The organism is Paraburkholderia dipogonis (assembly GCF_046027395.1).
In the GTDB taxonomy this organism is placed as follows: Bacteria; Pseudomonadota; Gammaproteobacteria; order Burkholderiales; family Burkholderiaceae; genus Paraburkholderia; species Paraburkholderia dipogonis_A.
Window position 1 is genome coordinate 33,384 of sequence record NZ_JAQQEG010000031.1, and the last position, 23,622, is coordinate 57,005.

Annotated in this window: 23 protein-coding genes; 9 read left to right on the top strand and 14 right to left on the bottom strand. The window is 63.4% G+C overall.

The window, feature by feature from the left end:
- Nucleotides 1-2: 2 nt before the first annotated feature.
- Complete coding sequence (locus PQR32_RS28305; protein WP_408234729.1) at nucleotides 3-821, bottom strand: SDR family oxidoreductase; 819 nt, start codon at nucleotides 819-821, stop codon at nucleotides 3-5.
- A 13-nt stretch (nucleotides 822-834) separates the two neighbouring features.
- Here PQR32_RS28305 and PQR32_RS28310 point away from each other — a divergent pair, with 13 nt between their 5' ends.
- Nucleotides 835-2,025: a class I SAM-dependent methyltransferase gene (locus PQR32_RS28310; RefSeq protein ID WP_408234732.1), complete on the top strand. Its 1,191-nt coding sequence runs from the start codon at nucleotides 835-837 to the stop codon at nucleotides 2,023-2,025.
- A gap of 22 nt (nucleotides 2,026-2,047) precedes the next feature.
- A complete protein-coding gene (locus PQR32_RS28315; protein WP_408234735.1) occupies nucleotides 2,048-2,242 on the top strand; it encodes a DUF2905 domain-containing protein in 195 nt (64 codons plus the stop codon).
- Nucleotides 2,243-2,929: 687 nt separating this feature from the next.
- On the opposite strand, the gene PQR32_RS28320 is transcribed toward PQR32_RS28315, so the two are convergent.
- The 4 genes from PQR32_RS28320 to PQR32_RS28335 all read right to left on the bottom strand — a co-directional run bounded on the left by PQR32_RS28320 (nucleotide 2,930) and on the right by PQR32_RS28335 (nucleotide 7,841).
- Complete coding sequence (locus PQR32_RS28320) at nucleotides 2,930-4,162, bottom strand: multifunctional CCA addition/repair protein (protein WP_408234738.1); 1,233 nt, start codon at nucleotides 4,160-4,162, stop codon at nucleotides 2,930-2,932.
- Nucleotides 4,159-4,812: a glutathione S-transferase C-terminal domain-containing protein gene (locus tag PQR32_RS28325; RefSeq protein WP_408234741.1), complete on the bottom strand. Its 654-nt coding sequence runs from the start codon at nucleotides 4,810-4,812 to the stop codon at nucleotides 4,159-4,161. Before PQR32_RS28325 ends, PQR32_RS28320 begins: the two co-directional genes overlap by 4 nt.
- Nucleotides 4,813-4,838: 26 nt before the next feature.
- Nucleotides 4,839-5,792 carry a complex I NDUFA9 subunit family protein gene (locus tag PQR32_RS28330; protein WP_408234744.1) on the bottom strand — a complete coding sequence of 318 codons (954 nt, stop codon included), beginning with the start codon at nucleotides 5,790-5,792 and terminating at the stop codon, nucleotides 4,839-4,841.
- A gap of 81 nt (nucleotides 5,793-5,873) precedes the next feature.
- On the bottom strand, nucleotides 5,874-7,841 hold the full coding sequence (locus PQR32_RS28335) for a lytic transglycosylase domain-containing protein (RefSeq protein ID WP_408234747.1): 1,968 nt from the start codon (nucleotides 7,839-7,841) through the stop codon (nucleotides 5,874-5,876).
- A 77-nt stretch (nucleotides 7,842-7,918) separates the two neighbouring features.
- Here PQR32_RS28335 and PQR32_RS28340 point away from each other — a divergent pair, with 77 nt between their 5' ends.
- Nucleotides 7,919-8,461, top strand: coding sequence for a 5-formyltetrahydrofolate cyclo-ligase (locus PQR32_RS28340; protein WP_408234750.1), 543 nt, complete (start codon nucleotides 7,919-7,921; stop codon nucleotides 8,459-8,461).
- A gap of 44 nt (nucleotides 8,462-8,505) precedes the next feature.
- On the opposite strand, the gene PQR32_RS28345 is transcribed toward PQR32_RS28340, so the two are convergent.
- The gene (locus tag PQR32_RS28345) at nucleotides 8,506-9,018 is read right to left on the bottom strand and encodes a winged helix DNA-binding protein (protein ID WP_310813623.1); all 513 of its coding nucleotides are present in this window, start codon (nucleotides 9,016-9,018) and stop codon (nucleotides 8,506-8,508) included.
- Between the two features lie 207 nt (nucleotides 9,019-9,225).
- On the opposite strand from PQR32_RS28345, the gene pxpB reads away from it, so the two are divergent.
- The 6 genes from pxpB (at nucleotide 9,226) to PQR32_RS28375 (ending at nucleotide 15,765) form a co-directional block, all read left to right on the top strand.
- Entirely contained in the window at nucleotides 9,226-9,879 is a 654-nt protein-coding gene (gene pxpB, locus PQR32_RS28350) for a 5-oxoprolinase subunit PxpB (protein ID WP_408234753.1), read from the top strand.
- Nucleotides 9,876-10,928 (top strand): 5-oxoprolinase subunit C family protein, encoded by a 1,053-nt coding sequence (locus PQR32_RS28355; protein WP_408234756.1) that lies wholly within the window; start codon nucleotides 9,876-9,878, stop codon nucleotides 10,926-10,928. Before pxpB ends, PQR32_RS28355 begins: the two co-directional genes overlap by 4 nt.
- A 100-nt stretch (nucleotides 10,929-11,028) precedes the next feature.
- The gene (gene pxpA, locus PQR32_RS28360; RefSeq protein WP_408234759.1) at nucleotides 11,029-11,781 is read left to right on the top strand and encodes a 5-oxoprolinase subunit PxpA; all 753 of its coding nucleotides are present in this window, start codon (nucleotides 11,029-11,031) and stop codon (nucleotides 11,779-11,781) included.
- A 262-nt stretch (nucleotides 11,782-12,043) separates the two neighbouring features.
- Nucleotides 12,044-12,793 carry a DUF969 domain-containing protein gene (locus tag PQR32_RS28365; RefSeq protein WP_408234762.1) on the top strand — a complete coding sequence of 250 codons (750 nt, stop codon included), beginning with the start codon at nucleotides 12,044-12,046 and terminating at the stop codon, nucleotides 12,791-12,793.
- The gene (locus PQR32_RS28370) at nucleotides 12,790-13,746 is read left to right on the top strand and encodes a DUF979 domain-containing protein (RefSeq protein ID WP_408234765.1); all 957 of its coding nucleotides are present in this window, start codon (nucleotides 12,790-12,792) and stop codon (nucleotides 13,744-13,746) included. Before PQR32_RS28365 ends, PQR32_RS28370 begins: the two co-directional genes overlap by 4 nt.
- A 213-nt stretch (nucleotides 13,747-13,959) precedes the next feature.
- Nucleotides 13,960-15,765, top strand: coding sequence for a tetratricopeptide repeat protein (locus PQR32_RS28375; RefSeq protein ID WP_408234768.1), 1,806 nt, complete (start codon nucleotides 13,960-13,962; stop codon nucleotides 15,763-15,765).
- A gap of 81 nt (nucleotides 15,766-15,846) precedes the next feature.
- Here the strand turns inward: PQR32_RS28375 and PQR32_RS28380 are convergent, their stop codons facing one another.
- The 8 genes from PQR32_RS28380 to PQR32_RS28415 all read right to left on the bottom strand — a co-directional run bounded on the left by PQR32_RS28380 (nucleotide 15,847) and on the right by PQR32_RS28415 (nucleotide 23,489).
- Nucleotides 15,847-16,107 (bottom strand): BrnA antitoxin family protein, encoded by a 261-nt coding sequence (locus PQR32_RS28380; RefSeq protein ID WP_408207265.1) that lies wholly within the window; start codon nucleotides 16,105-16,107, stop codon nucleotides 15,847-15,849.
- 37 nt (nucleotides 16,108-16,144) lie between these two features.
- Nucleotides 16,145-16,450, bottom strand: coding sequence for a BrnT family toxin (locus PQR32_RS28385; RefSeq protein ID WP_408234771.1), 306 nt, complete (start codon nucleotides 16,448-16,450; stop codon nucleotides 16,145-16,147).
- Between the two features lie 171 nt (nucleotides 16,451-16,621).
- Nucleotides 16,622-17,785: a TraB/GumN family protein gene (locus PQR32_RS28390; protein WP_408234774.1), complete on the bottom strand. Its 1,164-nt coding sequence runs from the start codon at nucleotides 17,783-17,785 to the stop codon at nucleotides 16,622-16,624.
- Nucleotides 17,778-18,797, bottom strand: a complete 1,020-nt coding sequence (locus PQR32_RS28395; protein ID WP_408234777.1) for a peptide ABC transporter ATP-binding protein — start codon at nucleotides 18,795-18,797, stop codon at nucleotides 17,778-17,780. Before PQR32_RS28395 ends, PQR32_RS28390 begins: the two co-directional genes overlap by 8 nt.
- Nucleotides 18,794-19,798 carry an ABC transporter ATP-binding protein gene (locus PQR32_RS28400; protein WP_408234780.1) on the bottom strand — a complete coding sequence of 335 codons (1,005 nt, stop codon included), beginning with the start codon at nucleotides 19,796-19,798 and terminating at the stop codon, nucleotides 18,794-18,796. Before PQR32_RS28400 ends, PQR32_RS28395 begins: the two co-directional genes overlap by 4 nt.
- Nucleotides 19,799-20,716 (bottom strand): ABC transporter permease subunit, encoded by a 918-nt coding sequence (locus PQR32_RS28405; RefSeq protein WP_408234783.1) that lies wholly within the window; start codon nucleotides 20,714-20,716, stop codon nucleotides 19,799-19,801.
- Between the two features lie 7 nt (nucleotides 20,717-20,723).
- Nucleotides 20,724-21,734 (bottom strand): ABC transporter permease subunit, encoded by a 1,011-nt coding sequence (locus PQR32_RS28410; RefSeq protein WP_408234786.1) that lies wholly within the window; start codon nucleotides 21,732-21,734, stop codon nucleotides 20,724-20,726.
- Nucleotides 21,735-21,860: 126 nt separating this feature from the next.
- On the bottom strand, nucleotides 21,861-23,489 hold the full coding sequence (locus PQR32_RS28415) for an ABC transporter substrate-binding protein (RefSeq protein WP_408234789.1): 1,629 nt from the start codon (nucleotides 23,487-23,489) through the stop codon (nucleotides 21,861-21,863).
- Nucleotides 23,490-23,622: the final 133 nt, after the last annotated feature.

The window sequence follows — 23,622 nt, forward strand, 5'->3', positions numbered from 1 at the left end:
CTTCAGGCGCCCGTCAAAAACATCACGTCGCGCGGCAGCGGCACAAGGTGCTGCCCGCCGTCGACCACCAGCGTCGTTCCGGTGACGCCGGCTGCATCCGCGAGATACAGCGCGGCGGCGACAATATCCTCGGCCCGCGACGCGCGGCCCAAAGGCGTAGTACGGTGAGCGGCTGCGAAACCGTCCGGCGTTTGATCGCCGGATTGCATCGTCAGACCGGGCGCGAGCCCGACCACGCGCACTTTCGGCGCCAACGCCTGCGCCAGCGCGACCGTGGCTGTCTGCAACGCCGCCTTGGTCAGCGTGTACGACAGATAGTCCGGGTTCATGTTGTACAGCTTCTGATCCAGCACGTTGATGACGACGCTGCGCAGGCTTTCGTCGGTGCGGGCGGCTTCCGGCGTCGCCTCGAACAGCCTGCGCGCCAGCACCAGCGGCGCACCGACGTTCATCGCGGTCAGCTTCAGCAGCAAGTCGTAACCGACGGTCTGCGCCGTGTCTTCCTCGAAACGCGACGCATTGTTGACGATACACGACGGCCGGCCCAAGGCGTCGATACAAGCCGGCAAAAGCCGCTCGACTTGCGCTTCATCGCCCAATTCGGCCTGCAAAGCGACGGCCCGACGGCCCAAGGCAGCGATTTCCCCGACCAGTTCGTCGGCCTCTGCCCGCGAGGCGCCGTAGTGGACGGCCACGTCCCAGCCACGTGCGGCAAAGCCGAGCGCAAGCGCCCGCCCGATACGGCGGGCGGCGCCGGTAATCAGCACGACGCGCGGCGTTTCGAGCGCGCGGGGGGCGGCGGTGTCCAGAGAGGCGGTCATTTACAATGCGGGGATGAATCCGAAAGCTCACCAACCCGATAGTTTACCTGCTCCCGGCCCGAGCGCGCTTGCGCAGTCCGAAGCGCTGGTCGCGCAGATCCGTACGGAACTCGACGCCGCCGGTGGCTGGCTGCCGTTCGACCACTACATGGAACGTGCGCTGTACGCGCCGGGACTCGGCTATTACAGCGGCGGCGCCCGCAAATTCGGGCTGCGCGGCGACGATGGCAGCGACTTCGTCACCGCCCCGGAACTGTCGCCGCTGTTCGCCGCGACGCTGGCGCGACCGGTTGCGGAAGCCTTGCAGGCGAGCGGCACACGCGACGTGATGGAATTCGGCGCCGGCACGGGCAAACTCGCCGCCGGCTTGCTCAACGCGCTCGACGCTTTGGATGCGGAATTTGACAGCTATTCGATCGTGGATCTGTCGGGTGAGCTCCGTGAGCGCCAACGCGAGACGATCGAAGCCGCTGCACCCGCGCTCGCGGCCAAAGTGCGCTGGCTGGATGCGTTGCCGGAGCGCTTTGAAGGTGTGGTGATCGGCAACGAGGTGCTGGACGCGATGCCGGTGCGGTTGTTCGCCTTCACCGGCGGGGCGTGGCTGGAGCGCGGCGTGGTATGGCGCGACGAGGCGTTCGCCTTCGACGACCGGCCCGTGTCCGCCGCTGCGGACGTCGCGCTACTGTCGGAGATCGAAACCGCCGGCGAAGATTACGTGACCGAAACGCACGAAGCCGCGAGCGCATTCACACGCACGATCTGCACGATGCTCGGACGCGGCGCGGCTTTCTTCATCGACTATGGTTTTCCGCGTCACGAGTACTACCATACGCAACGTGCACAAGGCACGTTGATGTGCCATTACCGGCACCGGGCGCATGGCGATCCTTTCCTGTATCCGGGCTTGCAGGACATCACGGCGCATGTGGAATTCACCGGCATCGCCGAAGCCGGTGTCGAGACGGGCGCGGACTTGCTGGGGTTTACGTCGCAAGCGCGGTTTTTGCTGAATGCCGGGATTACCGAGGCGTTATCCGGGATCGATCCCGCGGACACGGCGAGATATTTGCCTGCGGCGAATGCGGTGCAGAAGTTGTTGTCGGAAGCGGAGATGGGCGAACTGTTCAAGGTGATCGCGTTTTCGCGTGGACTGGATGACACGCTGCAAGCGTTTTCCAGCGGCGACCGGTCGCATACGCTGTGAATTTTTGCTTCAGGGATTGGCTATGATCCGCTGGCTGTTGACTACGTTTGTCGCCGTGGCGGTGTTGTCGTCTTGCTGGCCGTGGCTTAGGAAGATTGGCATTGGGCGCCTGCCGGGTGATGTGACCTTGCGGGTCTTTGGGCGGGAGTACCCGTTTCCGTTTATGTCGACGTTGGTGCTTTCTATGGTGTTGTCGACTATTGCCAGGCTTTTGTAGGTGAGGTTTTTTGCCTTTTGGCGGCGGGTGTTGGTTCTTTGTTTGGTTGCCTGGGGTTTTGGCCTTTCCTTGAATTTTTAGTGGTCTATTAGCGTTGCCCCTGTGCGGGGCGGCACCTACTTCTCTTTGCCGCCGCAAAGAGAAGTAGGCAAGAGAAAGCGGCTCAAACCGCTAACCTCTAAGCGGGTCCCCCGCGCAGCCACGGTGGTGGTGCATCTGGAATCTGCGTTCTCGCACATTCGGCGTGAGTGACAAAGCAGTCATATTTCCGGCGGCGCTACGCGCGCCGAAGCGTATTTCTTAACGCCACCCACTACGTTCGAATCCGTCAAAAGTGCCCGCTACGCTTTTGCGCCCGCTGTTTGCCCCGCAGGCTCAATCGAACCTTAGGTTTCCCAAACATACCCATCCGCGACGCACGCAGTGCGGAGTGGGAGCTGATGAGTCCTTGGTCACTGGAGCGGAGTGTGCGAGGACACGGATTCCAGATGCGCCACTACCGTGGCTGCGCGGGGGACCCGCTTAGAGGTTAGCGGTTTGAGCCGCTTTCTTTTGCCTACTTTTCTTTGCGGCCGGCAAAGAAAAGTAGGTGCCGCCCCGCACAGGGGCAACGCTAATAGACCACTAACAAAGCAAGGAAAGGCCAAAACCCCAACAACAAAAAAAACCGCCGAGCAAACCCACCCCTCATGCAATAGCCCCTTCCACAGCCCGAACCCGCTCCTGATGCACAGCATCCTTAATCCCATCAGGCGCATCAACAAGCCGCTTAGCCACAGCACCGGCATCGACGCCGCGCGCAGCGACCAGCGCGACTCTCAACCGCTCAGCCTGCGGATACTCCCGCATCTCAAACCCAAGCCGCCCACGAGCATCCGCCTCACACGCCTGCAAGGCTTCAGCAAACCGCGCAGGTTTTCGGATCGCATCGCTACGCTCCAGCAACCTCACCAGCGCGGCAGCCCCCATATCCATCACACGATGAATATTGCCGTGCTCACGCGCAACCAGCACCGCAAGATCCCGGCAATCGTTCGGCACCCGCAGCCGCTCGCATAACGGCTTCAGCAGATCCACGCTGCGCCCCTCATGCCCGATATGCCGCGGCAGCACGTCCTCAGGCGTGGTGGCCTTGCCGAGATCATGCGCCAACGCCGCAAACCGAACCGGCAACGCATAGCCCTGCTGCGCGGCATGATCGACCACCATCATCACGTGCACGCCCGTGTCCACTTCCGGGTGATAGTCGGCGCGCTGCGGCACACCAAACAGCGCGTCGATTTCCGGCAGAATCCGCGCCAACGCGCCGCACTCCCGCAGCACCTCGAACATGCGCGACGGCTTCTTCTCCATCAAGCCGCGCGACACTTCCTGCCATACGCGTTCAGCCACCAGCGCGTCCACTTCGCCGTCGGCCACCATCTTGCGCATGAGCGTCAACGTCTCCGGCGCGACCGTGAAATCCACAAAGCGCGCCGCAAACCGCGCGATCCGCAAAATCCGCACGGGGTCTTCGAGAAACGCATCGCTGACGTGGCGAAACAGGCGCGCCTGCAAATCACCCTGGCCGTTGAACGGGTCGATCACCGGGCCGGTCAACTCGCCGTCCGGGCGCACCTCGCGCGCCATGGCGTTGATGGTCAGGTCGCGGCGCGCCAGGTCTTCCTCGAGCGTCACGTCCGGCGCATAGAAGAACTGGAAGCCGTGATAACCGGCCGCCGTCTTGCGCTCCGTGCGCGCGAGCGCGTACTCCTCGTGCGTCTGCGGATGCAGGAACACCGGAAAATCCTTGCCTACCGGCCGGTAGCCTTGCGCCACCATCTGCTCCGGCGTCGCGCCGACCACCACGTAATCACGGTCCTGCACCGGAACGCCCAGCAACTCGTCGCGGATCGCGCCGCCTACTGCGTAGATGTTCATGGGCACTCGTCTTGGTACGGAACCGCGTGTGTTTCACTCAGCGCGTCGTCGATCCACGCTTTCACCGCCGGCAGTTCCGTCACACGCTGCACATAAGCTTTGGATACTTCCGACAACGCCGGTTGCCACGTGTTAAAGCGCATCACGACCGGCGCGTACATTGCGTCTGCAATGCTGAACTCACCGAATAAAAACGGACCGCCGTAAGTGTCGAGACAGTTGCGCCAGATCGCCTCGATACGCGCGATATCGGCCAGCGCGCCCGGCGTCGCGTTCCTGCCCGGAAACGACGCGCGAATGTTCATCCACATGTTCGAGCGCAATTCGCCGAACCCCGAGTGCATTTCGGCGCTCACGCTGCGTGCGCGGCTGCGCGCCGCGGCGTCGCGCGGCCAGAGCGCATGTTGAGGAAATCGCTCAGCCAGCGCCTCGGCAATCGCCAGCGAATCCCACGTAGCGGAACCATCGTCGTTGACCAGGCATGGGATCTTGCCCGGACCCGACGGCGCAAGCGCAAGCACTTTCGCGTTGGTGTCCGGCAGATTCAGATGGATCAGCACTTCCTCGAACGGAATGCCGAAGTGTTTGAACAGCAGCCACGGCCGCATCGACCATGACGAGTAGTTCTTATCACCAATAAGCAGCTTCATGCTTTGTATAGGGAAAGGGAGGAAATTTAACGTCCCGCGCTGGCGCGGAACGTGTCGAAGCGCGAACGCGTGGACGTGCCGGTCAGATAGATCGGCGCGATCGTTTCGATACTGGCCGGCTCGATGCCGAGTTCAGGCGCAAGCGGTCCGCTCAACACGTTGTCGACTTTCATCGAGTCGAGATTGTCGCGTGAGATCACCGGTTCGCCGGGCGCCATTTCGAAGGTCAACGCCTGCAGCCGCGCGAACGCTTCCGGCAAGCGGATGATGCGTGCATGCTTGCCGATCACATCGCCGCAATATTTGACGAGATCTTCGAGCGAGTAAACAGTCGGGCCACCCAGCTCATAGGTGCGACCACTGGCAGCATCGAGATCGAGCACATTGACGATCGCCTTGGCCACATCGCCGACGTAGACCGGCTGAAACTTCGCATCCGGCATGGCGAGCGGAATCACCGGAAACATTCGTTGCAGGAAGGCGAACTTGTTGAGGAATTGATCTTCCGGGCCGAACACCACGGAGGGCCGGAAAATCGTCCACGCCAGATTAGCCGCGTGCACGGCCTTCTCGCCGTCGCCCTTCGAGCGCGTGTACATGCTCGGGCCGTTTGGGTCGGCGCCGAGCGCGCTGACATGAAGCAGCCGGTGCACGCCCTTGCCCTCGCAAGCGGCGACGATTTTAGTCGGCAGTTCCACGTGCATTCGCGCGAACTCCGGGCCATACGGCGTGCCGCGTTTGCCGTGCAGCGTGGCCACGAGGTTGATCACGCAATCGGCGCCTTCGACGAAGCGCGCGAGCTGGACCGGATCGAACACGTCCGCTTCGATCACGTCGATGGGTAACAGAGTGAGATGACGGGCGTTGTAGCGCCGCCGGGTGGCGATGCGCACGTCCTTGCCCATTTCGACGAGGGCGTTGACGAGATGGCTGCCGATAAAACCCGAGCCGCCGATGATCGCAATGGCTTTGTGTCGCATTTTCGACTCCCTGGTGGAAGCCGCGGCAACGGCTGGCGTGGCGCGCCGCCGCCTCTGAATGAAGCGGCGGCGGCACGGCGCTTACGGCGCGATATAACCCAGACGCGCCTTCAGCGATTGCGGACGGCCTTCGAACAATGCCGCGTAATAGACCGTGTTGGACAACACATTCTTGACGTAGTCACGCGTTTCCTGGAACGGAATCGCCTCGGCGAAGATCGCGCCTTCCACCGGATGCTGCAAGGACTGCCGCCAGTTGCGCGGACGGCCCGGGCCTGCGTTATAGCCCGCGGTGGCTAGCACGGCCGACCCATCGAACTGATTGTAGATCATCGACAGATAGTTCGTGCCGAGCAGGATGTTGGTGTTGATGTCGTTCATCTGCTCGCGCGAGATCGGACCGAGACCGATCTTCTTTGCGACCAGTTGCGCGGTGCCCGGCATCAACTGCATCAAACCGCTCGCGCCGACTTCCGAGCGCGCGTTCATGATGAAGCGCGACTCCTGGCGGATCAGGCCATAGGCCCATTCCACGTCGAGTCCATTCGACTGCGCATCGCGCTCGACGATATCCTTGAACGGCGACAGATAGCGCAGCGAGAAATCGTGCTCGCTCTTCGTGCGGTCCGCCGTGTTGACGGTGCGGTCATACAGCTCGATACGGCGCGCGTATTCGGCGGCCGCGATCAGTTGCCGGTCGCTCATGGTGCGCAGCGGCCAGTTCCATTCGCGATTGCCTTCGAGCCGCAGATTCAGCGCATAGAAACGCTGCGCCAGATCGAAGCCGGGCGTGTTGCCGGCTTGTTGGACTTCGGCGTCGCTCACCGTGGTTTTCGGCGGGACCGTGATCTTCTGGCCCAGTTCTTCCGCAGCCAACTGACCGTAAAAGTTGTAGCCCTGCGAGATCGACTCGAATTCCTGATTTGCCGTGGTCGTGTCGCCGGCCTGCTTGAGTGCGCGGGCATGCCAATACACCCACGACGGCTGATTGCGCAGCGCAGCGGGCATCTGTTCGATCGACCAGCGCACCATCGTCCAGTCGCCCGCGAGCAAGGCCGTGCGGGTGCGCCATTCATACGCGGGATTCGACAGCGGCGCATTCACCGACAGGCGATACCAGTCCACCGCGCTCGGCATTTGCTTCGCGGCGGCCTGATAGGCAATCGTGCCCCAGCCGATGGCGCGCTCGGGCGAACTCAGCGACGGCGCCACCGACGCGAACGTGGCCGCGGCCATGGCCGGATCGTTGCGCGCCATGCGCGTGATGGCCAGCAACGCCAGCTGATGCGACTGCGTATCCGGCCCGACGCCGCGCGCCAGCAGCAACGGCGGCGTGGTGGTGGCCTGATTGAACAGCACCGGATCAGGCGGCTGGTTGCTGAGCGCGTCGACGAGCCTCGCGCCCGTGTTGGTGTAGTTCTGTTCGTAGGCGAGGCGGATCTGTTGCCACACGTCGGCGGAACTGAACTGCTGGTTGATGGCGAGCGAGGTGACCAGATCGACGCAGCCGTCGCCGTACCACTTCGGATCGACCAGCAGCGCGCGCGCCGCGTCGGCGACGTTTTCGCCGCGCGAGGCCCGCGATTCGAGCGCGTAGCACTTCACCTGCGTGTCGTCGTTCAGCACGAAGCGGGCGTATTGCTGATCGAAGTTGCGCCAGTCGTGACGCGCGCCGAGCACCGTGAGGTAGTCGTTGCGCATGCGGTCGGCGATCGCCTGGCCGTCGTACTTCTGCAGGAACGCCAGCACCGGCGCGTCCGGCGCGTCGATCCGCGCGTGGCCGCTCGAATCGAACAACTGCGGCTTGATCTGGAAGAACTCCAGATACGCAGGCGCCGGATAGCTCGGGATCATGCTGGCCAGCTGCGCTGCGCGCGCCGCGTCGTTATTGCGGGCGGCCTCGCGCAGTTGGACGAAGGTCTGGTCGTCGTTCGTGAGTTGCGAAAGGGGAAGGGGCTTGACGGCGGAGGCCGTGCTGCACGCGACGAGTGCCGCAGCGGCAAGCGCCAGACCGGCCGCGCGATATACTCGGTAAAGGCGTTTTGACATCGTTGTTTCTGGAGCGCGAATTGAACCCAAGCATAGCATGCAACCCTGCCGCGGAATCGAAAAAGGCGCTGCGTAAAATGCTATTGGAAGCGAGGCTACAAGCCGCTTCTGAGCCGGCGCACAATACCGCGCTCGCCCGGCACCTGCTCGATGCGTTAAAGCAGTACGGCGTGAATAGCGTGGGATTTTACTGGCCGCTTGCCGGCGAGTTCGACGCGCGCGCGGCGATCTCGGTGTGGCTCGCGGCAAGCGCGCAACGCGAGGCGAGCCTGCCGGTGGTCAAGGAACGTAGCGCCCCGCTTGAATTTCACGCATGGACCCCCACCACGCCGATGAGGATCGGCCACCACAAGATCGGCGAGCCCACGTCCGGGCGCATTGTGATTCCGCAACTGCTGTTCGTGCCGTGCGTGGGCTTCGATTCGCATGGCTACCGGCTCGGTTACGGCGGCGGCTATTACGATCGCACGCTGGCTGCCTGGCCGGGAGAGACCAAGCCGATCACGGTCGGCATCGCATATGAAGCATGCCGCACGCAGGCATTTCTACGCGAAGTCCACGACATTCCGCTCGACCTGATCGTCACAGAGGCGGCGCTCTACCCGCGCCCGGTGGACTGAGCATCTGGCACGCGCCGCGCCGCCGCAAAACATACAGCCCTGCCTTATAAAGACGCTGCCGCCCGCGCCGCCGTGTCGTAAAGACCGGACGCGTTACGCATCAACTGCGCCGCTTCGCCGATCTGCTCGTTGGTCAGGCCACTTTCCTTCAGCGTCGAAATCAGACAGCTTTCGCGCACCTCGCGATATTTCAGACAGAGCTCGCGGCCTACATCGGTCGCCGAGAAGAACACTTCCTTGCCGGTCTTTTCGCTTTTTACATACCCTCTAGCTACGAGCTTCTTCAACGCGTAGGTGGCGACGTGCGTGTCCTCGATGTTCAGCACGAAGCAGATGTCCGCCAGCTTCTTGCGTCGCTCGCGATGGCTGACGTGGTGCAGCAGCGAGACCTCGATGGCAGTCATGTCCTTTTCGCCTGCCGCCGACATGCAGCGCACCATCCATCGGTTGAATGCATTGCCCGCCATGATGAGCGCGTACTCGAGTTCGGACAGTTCCGCGCTGGTTTCAGACACGAGATGTTCCGAGGAGACGATCTTGGTGGGATGGCGCGACATGGTGACGATTCTCGAGAGACAGGTTGGGAAGGTGTCGGGAGTGTACGACGCGCGTTCGATCCCAGGGAGCCTGGCAAAAACGCTTATTGAGAAATTGTTGATATTTTATTGATAATGTACGCTTCAACCGTCGCCTGCCCGATGCCGTTAACCGTTCAAAGGGTGTGCTGTGCCCGAATCCTCCGACTCGACCTGGGCTGTTAATCCATGAGCCAACCAAGAATCTTTCCGCTCGGCGATACCGCGCTAGTCTGCGAAGCGCCGCCGCCCGCCACGCTGGAATGCCAGCGGCGCGTGTGGGCGGCCGCCGAGGCCGCGCGCGACTGGCCGCATGTGCTGGAGGTGGTGCCGGGCATGAACAACCTTACGCTCGTCTTCGATCCGCTCGAGGCCGACCGTGACGCGCTGGTGGGCCACCTTCAGGCGGCCTGGGATGCGGTGAGCGACGCGCCCGCGCCCGGCCGCGAAGTCGAGATTCCGGTGCAGTACGGCGGCGAGTTCGGCCCCGATCTGCAGGCGGTCGCCAATCACACGGGCTTGAGCGTGCGCGAGGTTGTCGAACGTCATTCGCAGGGCGAGTACGTCGTGTTCTTTCTCGGCTTCCAGCCTGGCTTCGCCTATATGGGCGGGCTCGAAGCCGCGCTGCACACGCCACGCCGCTCATCGCCTAGGCTGGAAGTGCCGGCGGGGTCCGTCGGCATCGGCGGCGAACAGACCGGCATCTATCCGGCCACTTCGCCCGGCGGCTGGCAGTTGATCGGCCGCACAGAACTGCCGCTGTTCGACCCGGCGCGCCGCCCGCCCACGCTGTTGCAGCCGGGCGACCGGGTGCGCTTCACCATCGCGGGGATACACGCATGATCGATGTGATTCGCGCGGGTCTGTTGACCACGATTCAGGATCTCGGCCGTCACGGCTACCGTCATCTCGGCGTCGCGATGGGTGGCGCGCTCGATCGTCTGTCGCTCGAAGTCGGCAACCGGCTGGTCGGCAATCGCCCCGATGCTGCGGGGCTGGAAATCACCTTCGGTCCGACCGTGCTGCGCTTTCTGCGCGCCACGCGGGTCGCTATCACCGGGACCGAATTCGGCGCGACGCTCGACGGCAAGCCGGTCTATTCGTGGTGGAGCCTGCCGGTGCAGGCCGGCCAGGAACTGGTGCTCAACGCGGCGAAGCGCGGCATGCGCGGCTATGTGTGCGTGGCGGGCGGCGTCGACGTGTTGCCGATGCTCGGCTCGCGCAGCACCGATCTCGCCGGTCATTTCGGCGGACTCGGCGGCCGCGCGCTGCGCGACGGCGACCGCCTGCCGGTCGGCGCGCCGCCGCAGCGCGGCCATCTCGGCTTTACGCCCGAGGCGCCCGAGTTCGGCGTGAAGGCGCCCGCCTGGTGCAAGTTCGTGCTGGTTCACGAGCCGCTGCGGCGTGGCCGTCATCCGTCGGGCGTGCCGTGGGCCGTGCCGATCCGCGTACTGCGCGGACCGGAATACGACAGCTTCACCGATGAAGCCCACGAGTCGTTCTGGTCCGATGAATGGCTCGTCACGCCGAACAGCAACCGCATGGGTTACCGCCTGGCGGGCAACGAGCTCAAGCGCACCCGGAAAACCGAGCTGCTTTCGCACGCGGTGCTGCCTGGCACGATTCAGGTGCCGCCGAACGGCCAGCCGATCGTGCTGATGAGCGACGCGCAAACCACCGGCGGCTATCCGAAGATCGGCGCGGTGATCCAGGCCGATCTCTGGAAGCTCGCGCAGGTGCGCCTGAACGCCGCCGTCCGTTTCATCCCGACGACGCCTTACGAGGCACGTCAGGCTTTACTGGAAGAACGCACGTATTTGCGGCAGATCGACGCCGCGATCGCGATGCATGAGGAACGCTGCGCGCGGCAAGCGGCCGTCGCGGCACTGTAATGATGAACGCCCCGACCTGGCGCTTCGCGCCAGCCCCTGCCGAGGGGGCCCAAGAAAACTTGGGGCGGCGCGGCGTTTTCTTGAAGAGCAGAGGAGCACCATGAAAATCGATTTGAACGCCGATCTTGGCGAAGGCTGCGGGTCCGACGAGGCACTGCTCGATCTGGTCAGCTCGGCGAACATCGCCTGCGGCTGGCACGCGGGCGGCGCCAACGCGATGCACGATTGCGTGCGATGGGCGGTGCAGAAAGGCGTGTCGATCGGCGCGCATCCGAGCTTCAACGATCCGGAGAATTTCGGCCGCAAGGAAATGGATCTGCCGGCCAACGACATCTACGCGGGCGTGCTGTATCAACTCGGCGCACTGTCGGCGATTGCCCAGGCCGAGGGCGGGCGCATCGCGCACGTCAAGCCGCACGGCGCGCTGTACAACCAGGCCTCGCGTGACAACAAGATCGCCGACGCGATCGTCTCGGCGGTGCACGATTTTGATCCGTCGGTGGCGGTCTTCGCGCTTGCCAACAGCGGTCTCGTAACGGCCGCGCGCAACGTCGGTCTGGTCGCTATCGAAGAAGTCTTCGCCGATCGCGGCTATCGCGCGGACGGCTCGCTGGTGCCGCGCAAAGAACCCGGCGCGCTGCTCGACGACGAAGACGAAGTGTTGACGCGCACGCTCGCAATGATTCGCGAGCAACGCGTGCAGGCCGTGGACGGCCAATGGGTGCCGCTGAATGCGCAGACCATCTGCCTGCATGGCGACGGTCCGCATGCGCTGGCGTTCGCGCGGCGCATCCGCGGTGCGCTGCAGGACGCGGGCATCGAGGTCCACGCAGCCGGCGCCGCCCGCGCCTGAAGCGCCGGCCGACCCGCGAGCCGGACAGCGCGATTCAAGCCTGGTGCACGTTGGAACGCCCCGCTCCACGCGGGGCGTTTGCCAGGTACAGGACGCATTGCAGTACCCGCAGTCAATCAGCAGGTGCAGGTGTAGATGCAGGTGTAGCGAAGCAAACGCGGCCATCAAGAGCCGTGGCAACAAGACGGCGTCTGGACCACCCGGCGCCGGCCCACGTGAGCCGTCACAAGCGGCGAGGTTGAAACCCTGTTTGGAGATCCAGATGCAGTCAACAGTCAGTCTATGGCCGCTCATTGGCGTGGCCGTCATCATCGTCGGCTTTTTATTACGGTTCAATCCGATGCTGATCGTGGCGGTCGCCGCGATCATCACCGGCCTGGCCGCGCACTTCCCGCCTGAAAAGATTCTTGCCGAGATCGGCACCGGTTTCATCAAGACCCGCAATATCCCGTTGATCATCCTCCTGCCACTCGCCGTGATCGGTTTGCTCGAGCGGCATGGCCTGCGTGAGCGCGCGCAAACGTGGATCGGCGGCATCAAGGCCGCCACCGCCGGGCGTCTTCTGATCGTCTATCTGCTGGTGCGCGAGTTGACCGCGGCGGTCGGTTTGACCGGACTCGGCGGCCATCCGCAGATGGTGCGTCCGCTGATCGCGCCGATGGCCGAAGGCGCGACCGAAACCCGCTTCGGCAAGATCAGCGACGCGGTGCGTTTCAAACTGCGCGCGTTCTCCGCGGCGACCGACAACGTGGGCCTCTTCTTCGGCGAGGACATCTTCGTCGCGTTCGGCGCGATCGTGCTGATGACCACCTTCCTGAAGGAAGCGGGGATCATCGTCGAGCCGATTCACGTGGCCGTGTGGGGCATTCCGACCGCCATCTGCGCGTTCATCATTCACGGCTTCCGCCTGTATCTGCTCGACCGCAAGCTCGAACGCGAACTGCGCGGCAATGCCGGGGCGAGCAACGCCGCTGGTTCGTCGACGCAATCCGCTGCGGGAGACAAAGCATGACGCTCACGATTACCTATCTCTTCTGGCTGCTGGGCGTGGTGCTGCTGGTTGTCGGCGGCATGATCGTCACGGACAAGGATCACCCGCGCCGTTTCACCGCCGGCGGTTTCTGGATTCTCTACGCGCTGATCTTCCTGATCGGCGACAAGTTGCCGCCCGCCGTAGTCGGCGTGCTCGTGATCGTAATGGCGCTGATCGCCGGCTTCGGCGGCGTGACTGCCGGCAAGCCGAAAGTGCTGTCGCTCGAGGCGCGCAAGGCGAGCGCCGCGCGTCTGCGTAACAAGCTGTTCGTGCCCGCGCTGACGATTCCGGTCGTCACCGTGATCATCACACTATCGGCGAGCCATCTGGTGTTCGGCGGCATGCCGCTGATCGAGAAGGCCAACGTCACGCTGATCGGTTTCGGCATCGGCTGCGTGATCGCGCTCGCGATTGCCTGTGTGATGACGCGCGACACTGTCGGCCAGTCGATGAAGGAAACGCGCCGTCTGGTCGACGCGTTGTCGTGGGCTGCGGTGCTGCCGCAGATGCTCGGCATGCTCGGCCTCGTGTTCTCGGATGCGGGCGTGGGCAAGGCCGTCGCGCACGTGACTACGGCGTACATCAGCCTCGACTACCGCTTCATCGCGGTGGCCGTGTACTGCATCGGCATGGCGCTCTTCACCATGGTGATGGGCAACGGCTTCGCCGCGTTCCCGGTGATGACAGGCGGCGTTGGCGTGCCGATTCTGGTGGGCGTATTTCACGGCAACCCGGCGGTGATGGTCGCGATCGGCATGTTCTCCGGCTACTGCGGCACGCTGATGACGCCGATGGCCGCAAACTTCAACATGGTGCCGGCCGCGCTGCTGGAGCTGCCGGATAAGAACGCGGTGATCAAGGTGCAGATACCGACTGCGCTGACCTTGCTGATCGTGAACATCTTGCTGCTGAATTTCCTGATGTTCCTGTAAGACGCTTACCGCTGCTGTTGAGAAACACCGACGTATCGCAGGGCCTTTCTGCGATACGTCGATGAAATGGGCTCACGGCACGGCACGGATGCGACCGAATTAGGATGCGTCCGATCGTCGGGAAATGGGGGGCGACCATACGATGCTGGACGGTCTCCCATCCACACGCGCCGGTACGCGCAGCGCGCCGCCGACGCTCTCCCGCAGATTTCCATGGAACATCAATCCCAGCCTGATCGCGCGCGCAACGAGCCGCCGCACGCCGCTTACCTCGCCTCATTGATCGACGCCGCGCTCGAAGCGCATCAGGCCGGCCGGCTCGACGCCGCCGAATCCCTCTATCGCGAAGCCCTCGTGCTCGATCCCGCCCGTACGGGAGCGCTGCACTACTTCGGCGTGCTGCAATACCAGCGCGGCAATCACGACGACGCCGCCAGCCTGATGAGCCGCGCGCTCAAACTCGACCGTCACGATGCCGCCTGCTGGAGCAACCGAGGACTCGTGGCCGCCGCACTCGGCCATCTTGACGAAGCGATGATTTGCTACGACCAGGCGCTGCAACTCCAGCCTGATTTCGCCGACGCGCACAACAACTTCGGCGTCGCGCTGCAAGCGCAAGGTGACCTGGATGAAGCGATCGAACAGTACAGGTTGGCGCTGGCCTCGAACCCCACGCTGCTCGACGCGCATTTGAATCTCGGCACGGCGCTCAGCAAACTCGCGCGTTTCGACGAAGCCTTGGCGTGCTATCGCGAGGTCTTGTCGCTCGATCCGACATCGGCGGAAGCGCACTTCAACGCGGGCAATGCGCACAAAGCGCGAGGCGACCACGGCGCGGCGATCGCCAGCTTCGAGCGTGCCTTGGCGCTGCGCGCGAATTATGCGGAGGCGCACGTCAATCTGGGCAGCCTGATCGGCAAGCTCGGCGACTATGCGGGCGCCGAAGCGCATTACCGGCGCGCTGTCGCACTCAAACCGATTCCGACTCACCTCGTGTGCCTGGGCGGATCGCTCGGTGCGCAAGGCCGGTTGGACGAAGAGGAAGGTTTTTATCGCCGGGCGCTCGCGCTCGATCCGCACTACGCGGACGCGCATCAGAATCTCGCGTGGCTGTTGCTCAAGCGCGGCGACTATCAGCAGGGCTGGGCTGAATTCGCGCTGCGCTGGCGTAAGAGCGACTACGACGCGATCGCGGTGCCAGGCGTGGTCGAATGGCGCGGCGAACCGCTCGAGGGGCGTCGTCTGCTGCTGGTCGGCGAGCAGGGTTTCGGCGACCACTTCCAGTTCCTGCGCTTTGCAAGCGTGCTCGCCCAACGGGGCGCGACGGTCGACCTGTGCGTGCGCGAACCGCTGCTGCCTTGGGTCGAACGGATCGCGGGCGTGCATCGCGCCTTCAGCGGCAAGCCCGACGCCGAGTACGACTTCTGGGTGCCGATGATGAGCGTGCCGTCGTGCATCGACATGGATCTCTCCGACATTCCCGCAGACGTGCCCTATCTGTTCGCCGATAAAGCGAAGATCAAGGCATGGCGCAAACGGCTCGGCGCAGCCGACAAATCGACGCACAAAGTGGGCCTCGTCTGGGCCGGCAGTCCTACATTCGGCAACGACCGCTATCGGTCGATGACACTAACCAACCTGAGCGTGCTGAGCGAGTTGGAGAACGTAGCCTGGTACGCGCTGCAGAAAGGTCCGGCGCATGCGCAATTGGCCGACGCGCCGCCGGCTTTCCGTGCCCACGATTTCACCGCCGATCTGAACAGTTTCGAAGACACGGCCGCGTTGATCATGAACCTCGACCTGGTGATCGCCGTAGACACCGGCGTCGCGCATCTGGCGGGCGCGTTGGGCAAGCCGGTGTGGTTGATGTTGCCCGCCAATTCGGACTGGCGCTGGCTGGAAGCGCGCCGTGACTCGCCGTGGTATCCGGGGATGAGGTTGTTCCGGCAGGCCGTGCTGGGGGATTGGGCGCCGGTGGTCAAGGAAGTGACCCAAGCATTACGCGACGGCGGCTTCTAACGCCCACGCTGCGCCGAGGCCCGACGCCTGGGCGCAGCATCGCTCATACCGGGTGCAGACCAAATGCGGCTGTCCCGCGACTTAAGGACGCCGCCGCTGATGCGCCAGCATGTAGGCGCGCAACAATTTGTTGATGCGCGTCTGATAACCCTGCCCCTGCTCCTTGAACCAGCTCAACACGTCCGCATCCAGACGCATTGTCACTGCCTGCTTCGGCGGAACGTGCAATTCGGCGCGTTGAAAAAAGTCGTCGCCCAACTCGGGCAGGTCGCTCGTGTCGATTTGCGCGTCGTCCGTTTTGGCGAGCCGCTTCCAGTCTGTTCCCGATGCTTTAGCCATCATTTCACCTCTGCTCATGCCTCGATTGCCACAATGCCAGTCAATGCCAGACGCGCTGCTTGTAGTGTTTGATCTCGTGCCGCGTTGCCTTGCGTGCCGAAATGATCCGGACCACATCCACGTTGCGCTCGACATACACCGCCACGCCCACGATGGCTGCTATCCAGCCTAGCGCGACCCAACGGTCTTCGCCGTAGTCTTCCCGCGGGTCTAGCGCCGTGAGTACCGGGTGGTTGAACACGTCGATGGCATCCTGAAAATCGACGCCGTGTTTATGGATATTGATCTGATTTTTGACTTCGTCCCATTCAAACAGCACGCGCCACCTGTATTGACGTTTGTACATACATCATAGCATGCAAAGGCCGCTATGGCTGCGTGTGCCGCGAGCATTTTGCAGCACACGTGAGCGTCGGACTGGGCGCTTCAGATACCGGTTCCGATGATGGCCGAACGGCCGATCCCGCTTAGGATGCTTGCCACGATGCGTGTACTTCGTCTTAGGGCCTGACGAACCTCAGCCCGCCTCCACCACAAACCCGTGCTGTCGCAAAATCTGCAGTACGCCTTTGCGGCCACCCAGATGCAAAGCGCCGATCGCCACGAAAACCGGCTTGTTCGGCGCGGCGATCAGCAGCATCCGCGAAACGAAGCGCCGGTTGCGGTCATAGACGATCTTGTTGTCGATCGAATCGGAGATGCGTTTGTCGCGGGCCAGTTTTTCGGATTTCGCCGCCTGCCAGGCGGCGATCGCGTCGGCATCGCCCACGCGCCACAGACGGTGCAAGGTCCGCACATCCTCGACGTTTTCCGCCGGCGTCTGCACCAGATCCTGCGCCAGCATCTCGCGCTGCTGCGCGAGCGACAGTCCCGTGAACGCGCGCATCTGCTGCGACAACGTCTCCAGACCGACGATCTTGCCGCGCGTGCGGAGATAGACGTTTTGTAGTTGCGCTTCTGACCCGTACTCGGTCTGCAGGCCGGCACTCAGAGAATCGTAGGTTTCGACCAGCAACGAAGCGAGCCACGGCCGCATTTTCTTGATGGCGTCGAGCGCCGCCGGATTGCCGCGCAGCCGGAGGGCCAGCTTGTGCCACAACGGTTCGGGCAGCAGACCCGGCAGACAGTCGCGCCGGCAGACGCCGTACTTCGAGACGTCGTCTTGCGAAACCAGCAGTTCGTCGGGTGAGAGTTCGAGCGCCAACGTTGGCGAGGCGGCGAGCGCGCCGAGGATCGGTGCGCGGAAAGGCTGATTGGCGGGGTAGTCGGCGGGATCGCCGACATGCAGCGTGCCCAGCACGTAGATGGTGGTTGTGCCGCGTGTCGCGACATAGAACGGCATGCGCGCCGGCTGCGCGCGCACCGGGCCGCTCGCCGTGGTGCCCGGCAAGGCAGGCGGCGCAACGGGCGGCGGATTGAAGCCAGGCAAGCCGGCGCGTGGCGGCGCCGGCATGTTGGGCACCGGGAGCGCCGAACGCCCCGCCTGCGCGGGCGCATTGGCGGCCGCCCCGGCGGCATGCGCGATGCCGATCGGCCCCATGCCCGGAAGAAATACGGAACAAACGCCGAAGAGCGCGGCACCGGTGAGTGCACGCGCCCTCCAGCGCCACGTGAAAGCAGCACTGAGGCCGCCATCACGCAAGCGGCGCGTAAGACGACGCGCCGCCAATCCATCAGGCATCCACGTCCCCCACCTCCTCGGCGCGGTGACACGACACCTGACGGCCATCCACCTCACGCAGCTTCGGTTCTTCGCTGCGGCAGCGCTCGATCACGTACGGGCAGCGCTGATGAAACGTGCAGCCCGACGGCGGATTCAGCGGCGAGGGCATTTCGCCTTGCAGCTTGATCTTGATCGTGCGATCCGCCTCGAAGATCGAAGGCGTGGCCGACATCAGCGCGCGCGTGTACGGATGACGCGGGTTCGAGAAAATCCGCTTCTTGTCGCCGAGCTCCGCCACGCCGCCGAAGTACATCACCATCACATCGTCGGCGATATGCTCCACCACCGAGAGGTTGTGCGAGATGAACACGTAACTGGTCTTGAACTGTTCCTGCAGATCCATGAACAGATTCAGAATCTGCGCCTGGATCGACACGTCGAGCGCCGACACGGGTTCGTCGGCGACCACGATCTGCGGGTCGAGAATCATCGCGCGCGCAATCGCCACACGCTGCCGCTGACCGCCGGAGAACATATGCGGATAACGCTTCGCATGTTCGGGACGCAGGCCGACGGTGCGCATCATCTGCGCGATCCGCTCGGCGCGCTCGGTCGCGCTCAGTTGCGTGTTGATTGCGAGCGGCTCGCCGAGCGTCTGCTCGACGGTCTTGCGCGGATTCAGCGAAGCGAACGGGTTCTGGAACACCATCTGAACGCGCCGCCGCAGCGCCGCGATCTTCGCGTGATCGGCGCCGGCCACGTCTTCACCGTCGATCAGCAGACGGCCCGCCGTGGGCGCTTCGATCATGGTGAGTTGACGAGCGAGCGTCGATTTGCCGCAGCCGGATTCGCCGACCACCGCCAGCGTCTTGCCGCGATCGAGCGCGAACGAGACACCGTTGAGCGCCTTCACCGTGCCGGACGCGAACATGCCGCGCTTGACCGTGTAGTAACGCGCCAATTGCTCCGCGACCAGCACGTGATCGCCCGCATGGTCCGACTGGCGCCGCGTTTCGAGTACTGCGTTCATCGTGCGCCTCCATGGGTGTGAACGTTGGCGTCGCCGCTCAGGTTCAGGGGTTTGATGCAGCGCACGCGCGCCACTTCAGCGTGACCTTGCATCGGTGCGAGTGCGGGCCGCGCCTTCATGCAGTCGTCGACCACATATTTGCAGCGCGGCGCGAACAGACACCCTTTGGGACGGTCGTCGCGACCCGGCACCATGCCCGGCAATGCGGCAAGCCGCACGGCGCCGACATTGTGCTCGGGAATCGCCGCCAGCAACGCTTCCGTGTACGGATGATGCGGCGCGGCGAAGATGTCCGGCACTTTGTTCGTTTCGATCACTTCGCCAGCGTACATGACCGCGACGCGTTGCGCGACTTCGGACACCACCGCCAGATCGTGCGAGATCAGCACGAGCGCCATGCCGCGTTCCTTCTGCAGCTTGATCAGCAGCTCCATGATCTGCGCCTGGATCGTCACGTCGAGCGCGGTGGTCGGTTCGTCGGCGATCAGCAGCTTCGGGTTGCAGGCAATCGCCATGGCGATCATCACGCGTTGGTTCATGCCGCCCGACATCTGATGCGGAAACGAGCCGATGCGGCCTTTCGGGTCGGGAATGCCAACCTGATCGAGCAGTTCCAAAGCGCGCTTGTCCAGCGCACTGCCGCGCAAGCCTTCATGCAGCTTCAGCACTTCCTTGATCTGGTAGCCGACGGTGTAGCTCGGGTTCAGACTGGTGAGCGCGTCCTGGAACACCATCGCGATGTCTTTGCCGATGATCTTGCGGCGTTCCTTCGCCGATGCCTTCAGCAGGTTCTTGCCGTTGAAGGTGATTTCGTCGGCGGTCACGATGCCCGGTGCGTCGATCAGGCCCATCAGCGCCATCATCGTCACGCTCTTGCCCGAACCCGATTCACCGACTACGCCGACCACTTCGCCCGGCGCGACATCGAGGTTGATCCGGTCGACTGCGGGCAGCCCGTTGAAGTTCACCGCCAGATTGCGGATGGTCAATAGGCTAGACATTTAGGCCATCCTTTTCAGTTTGGGATCGAGTGCGTCGCGCAGCCCGTCGCCGAGCAGATTGATGGCGAGCACCGAGATCAGGATGGACAGACCCGGCATGGTGACGATCCACCAGGCGCTGTCGATATAATCGCGCGCCGAGGCCAGCATCGCGCCCCACTCCGCCGACGGCGGTTGCACGCCGAGGCCGAGAAAACCGAGCGCCGCGGCGTCGAGAATCGCCGACGAAAAACCCAACGTGGCCTGCACGATCAGCGGCGCGGTGCAATTCGGCAGCACTTGCGAGAACATCAGACGCAAGGTGCCGGCGCCCGCCACGCGCGAAGCCGTCACGTACTCTTTCTGCAACTCGCCCTGCGCCGACGCGCGCGTCAAACGCACATAGCCCGGCAAGGCCACGATCGCGATCGCGAGCATCGTATTGACGAGACCCGGACCGATAATCGCCACCACCGCGACGGCGAGCAGCAGCGACGGCAACGCGAGCAGCACGTCCATGATGCGCATGATCGGCGTGTCGGCCCACTTCTCGAAGAATGCTGCGATCAGACCGAGCACGACGCCCGGAATCAACGCGAGCACCACCGAGACGAAGCCGATCCAGAACGACAGCCGCGCGCCGTACATCAGACGCGAGAGGATGTCGCGGCCCGCTTCGTCGGTGCCGAGAATGAACTTCCAGTTGCCGCCCTCGAGCCATGCGGGCGGAATCTTCACGAAGTCGCGGTATTGCTCGATCGGACTGTGCGGCGCGATCAAGGGCGCGAAGATCGCGACGAAGATCAACGCCAGCACGATGACGCCGGCGCTGACCGCGCCGCGGTTACGCGAGAAATTCGCCCAGAACTCACGGGCGGCGATAGCGCGGCCACTCGGAGGAGTGACCGACTGGGGGACTGTATTTTGGATGTCTGCCATTTTCAGCTCACCTCGTATGGCGGATGCGCGGATTCAGCACGCCGTACAACAGATCGACGACGAGGTTCACAACAATGACCAGCGTGGCGATCATCAGGATACCGCCCTGCACCACCGGATAGTCGCGCCGGCCGATCGCGTCGATCAGCCACTTGCCGATACCCGGCCACGAAAACAGCGTCTCGGTCAGCACCGCGCCCGCGAGCAGCGTGCCGACCTGCAGACCGATCACCGTCACCACCGGAATCAGCGCATTGCGCAACGCATGCACGACGATCACGCGCCCCGGCGATAAGCCCTTCGCGCGCGCGGTGCGGATGTAGTCCTCGCGCAGCACTTCGAGCATCGACGAACGCGTCATGCGAGCGACGACCGCCAGCGGAATCGTGCCGAGCACGATGGCCGGCAGGATCAGATGGCTCAGTGCGGATTTGAACGCGCCTTCGTCGGTGGACATCATCGCGTCGATCAGCATGAAGCCGGTCACGTGCGGAATGTCGTATTCGACCGCGATGCGGCCGGACACCGGCGTCCAGCCGAGCTTCACGGAGAACACCATGATGAGGATCAAGCCCCACCAGAAGATCGGCATCGAGTAGCCGGTGAGCGCCGTGCCCATTACGCCGTGATCGACTACCGTGCCGCGCCGCAACGCCGCGAACACGCCCGCCGGCAAGCCGACAATCAGCGCGAAAAGCATCGCGCAGACCGACAGTTCGACGGTAGCGGGAAAGCGTGCGAGGAATTCGCCCATCACGCTGGTATTGGTGATGATCGAGGTGCCAAGGTCGCCGTGCAGGGCGCGCCCAATGTAGTGGACGTACTGCATCGGCAGGGATTCGTCGAGCCCGAGCCGGTGCATTGCCGCGGCGTGCATGGCGGGATCGACGCCGCGCTCGCCCATCATCACTTCGATGGGGTCGCCCGGTATCAGGTGAATCAGCGCGAACGCGAGGATCGTGATGCCGATGAAAGTCGGAATCACCATGCCGATGCGGCGCAAAACAAAGCGGAACATGGTTCGTCCCTATGGTCTTGGTGAAGAAAAAACGCAACCGGCGACGAGGGCTCGTGACCCCGGTCGCCGGACCATTTCGACCAGTTTTCTAACCGTGCGAAAAGCGTACTGCGTGAGCTTTACGAATTACTTGATGCTGACGCCATCGAAGCGCGCATAGCCGAGCGGTTCGATGCGCATATCCACCACCTTCTTGCTGACAGGCTGGTACACCGTGGAGTGAGCGATCGGCGAGAACGGCAGTTGCTGCGCGAAGATCTGCTGCGCCTGCATGTAAGCCGTCGTGCGCGCGCCCTGATCGGACGTGACGCGGCCCTTCTGGATCAGGTCGTCGAACGGCTTGTAGCACCACTTCGAGAAGTTGTTGCCGTTCACCGCTTCGCAGCCGAGCAGCGTGCCGAGCCAGTTGTCAGGATCGCCGTTGTCGCCGGTCCAGCCAATCAGCATCGTGTCGTCCTCGCCTGCGTGAGCGCGCTTGATGTACTCGCCCCACTCATACGTGACGATCTTTGCCTTCACGCCGATCTTGGCCCAGTCGGCCTGGATCATTTCCGCCATCAGACGGGCGTTCGGGTTGTACGCGCGCTGCACCGGCATCGCCCACAGCGTGATGTCGAAGCCGTTCGGATAGCCAGCCTTGGCCAACAGGGCCTTGGCCTTGTCCGTATCGTAGGACGCGCTCTTCAGGTTCTTGTCGTACGACCATTGAGTCGGCGGCATCGGATTCGTGGCAGCCTGGCCCGCGCCCTGGTACACCGAGTCGATGATCGCCTTCTTGTTGATCGCCATGTCGAGCGCCTGACGCACTTCGACCTTGTCGACCGGCTTGTGCGTCACGTTGTACGCGAGGTAGCCGAGGTTGAAGCCCGGTTGCGACGGCATTGCGATGTTCGCTTCAGCTTTCAGCGGCGCGATGTCGGCCGGACGCGGATAGCTCATCACCTGGCATTCGTCGCGCTTGATCTTCTGCACACGCACGCCGGCGTCCGGCGTGATCGAGAAGATCAGCTTGGAGATCTTCACCGTGTTCGGCTTCCAGTAATCCGGATTGCCGTCGAAGCGGATCGTCGCGTCTTTCGTGTAGCTGCGGAAAATGAACGGACCCGTGCCGACCGGCAACTGGTTGATGTCGGCGGCCTTGCCGGCCTTCATCAACTGATCGCCGTATTCACCCGAGAGGATCGACGCGTATTCCATCGCCAGATTCTGGATGAACGGCGCGTTGACTTCCTTCAGCGTGAACTTGACCGTGTACGGGTCGACCTTTTCGACGCTCGTGATCAGCTTGTCGAGGCCCATGTCCGTGAAGTACGGGAACTGGACCGGGTAAGCCTTATGAAAGGCCGAGTTCGCATCCAGCATGCGCTGGAACGTGAACACGACGTCGTCCGCATTGAATTCGCGCGTCGGCTTGAAGAACGACGTGGTCTGGAACTTCACGCCATGACGCAGATGGAACGTGTACGTCTTGCCGTCCGCGGACACGTCCCACTTTTCGGCGAGGCCCGGTTCGACCTTGGTGCCGCCGCGTTCGAATTCGACGAGGCGGTTGTAGACGGTGAACGTGTTAGCCGTGAAATCGGTGCCCGTGGTGTATTGGGCCGGATCGAAACCCGCAGGGCTGCCTTCTGAGCAGTAGACCAGGGTTTTGTTCGGAATCTCAGCGCGCGCGACACTTGCGCCCACCATCGATGCCGCTGCAGCTGCGACGAGCGTCGTAACACGCGCGGCGCGCAACAGATTGTTTTGCTTCATGTTTCCTCCAGGTTCGTGGCCGGCTCCCGCCGGCGTAGCGCGATATTACTTGAGCTTGGCTCACAGCACCAAGCGGAGGAAATTCCCTGTGTCGATCGGAGTTAGCGCTTTAGCGGTTACTCCGATCCCACGC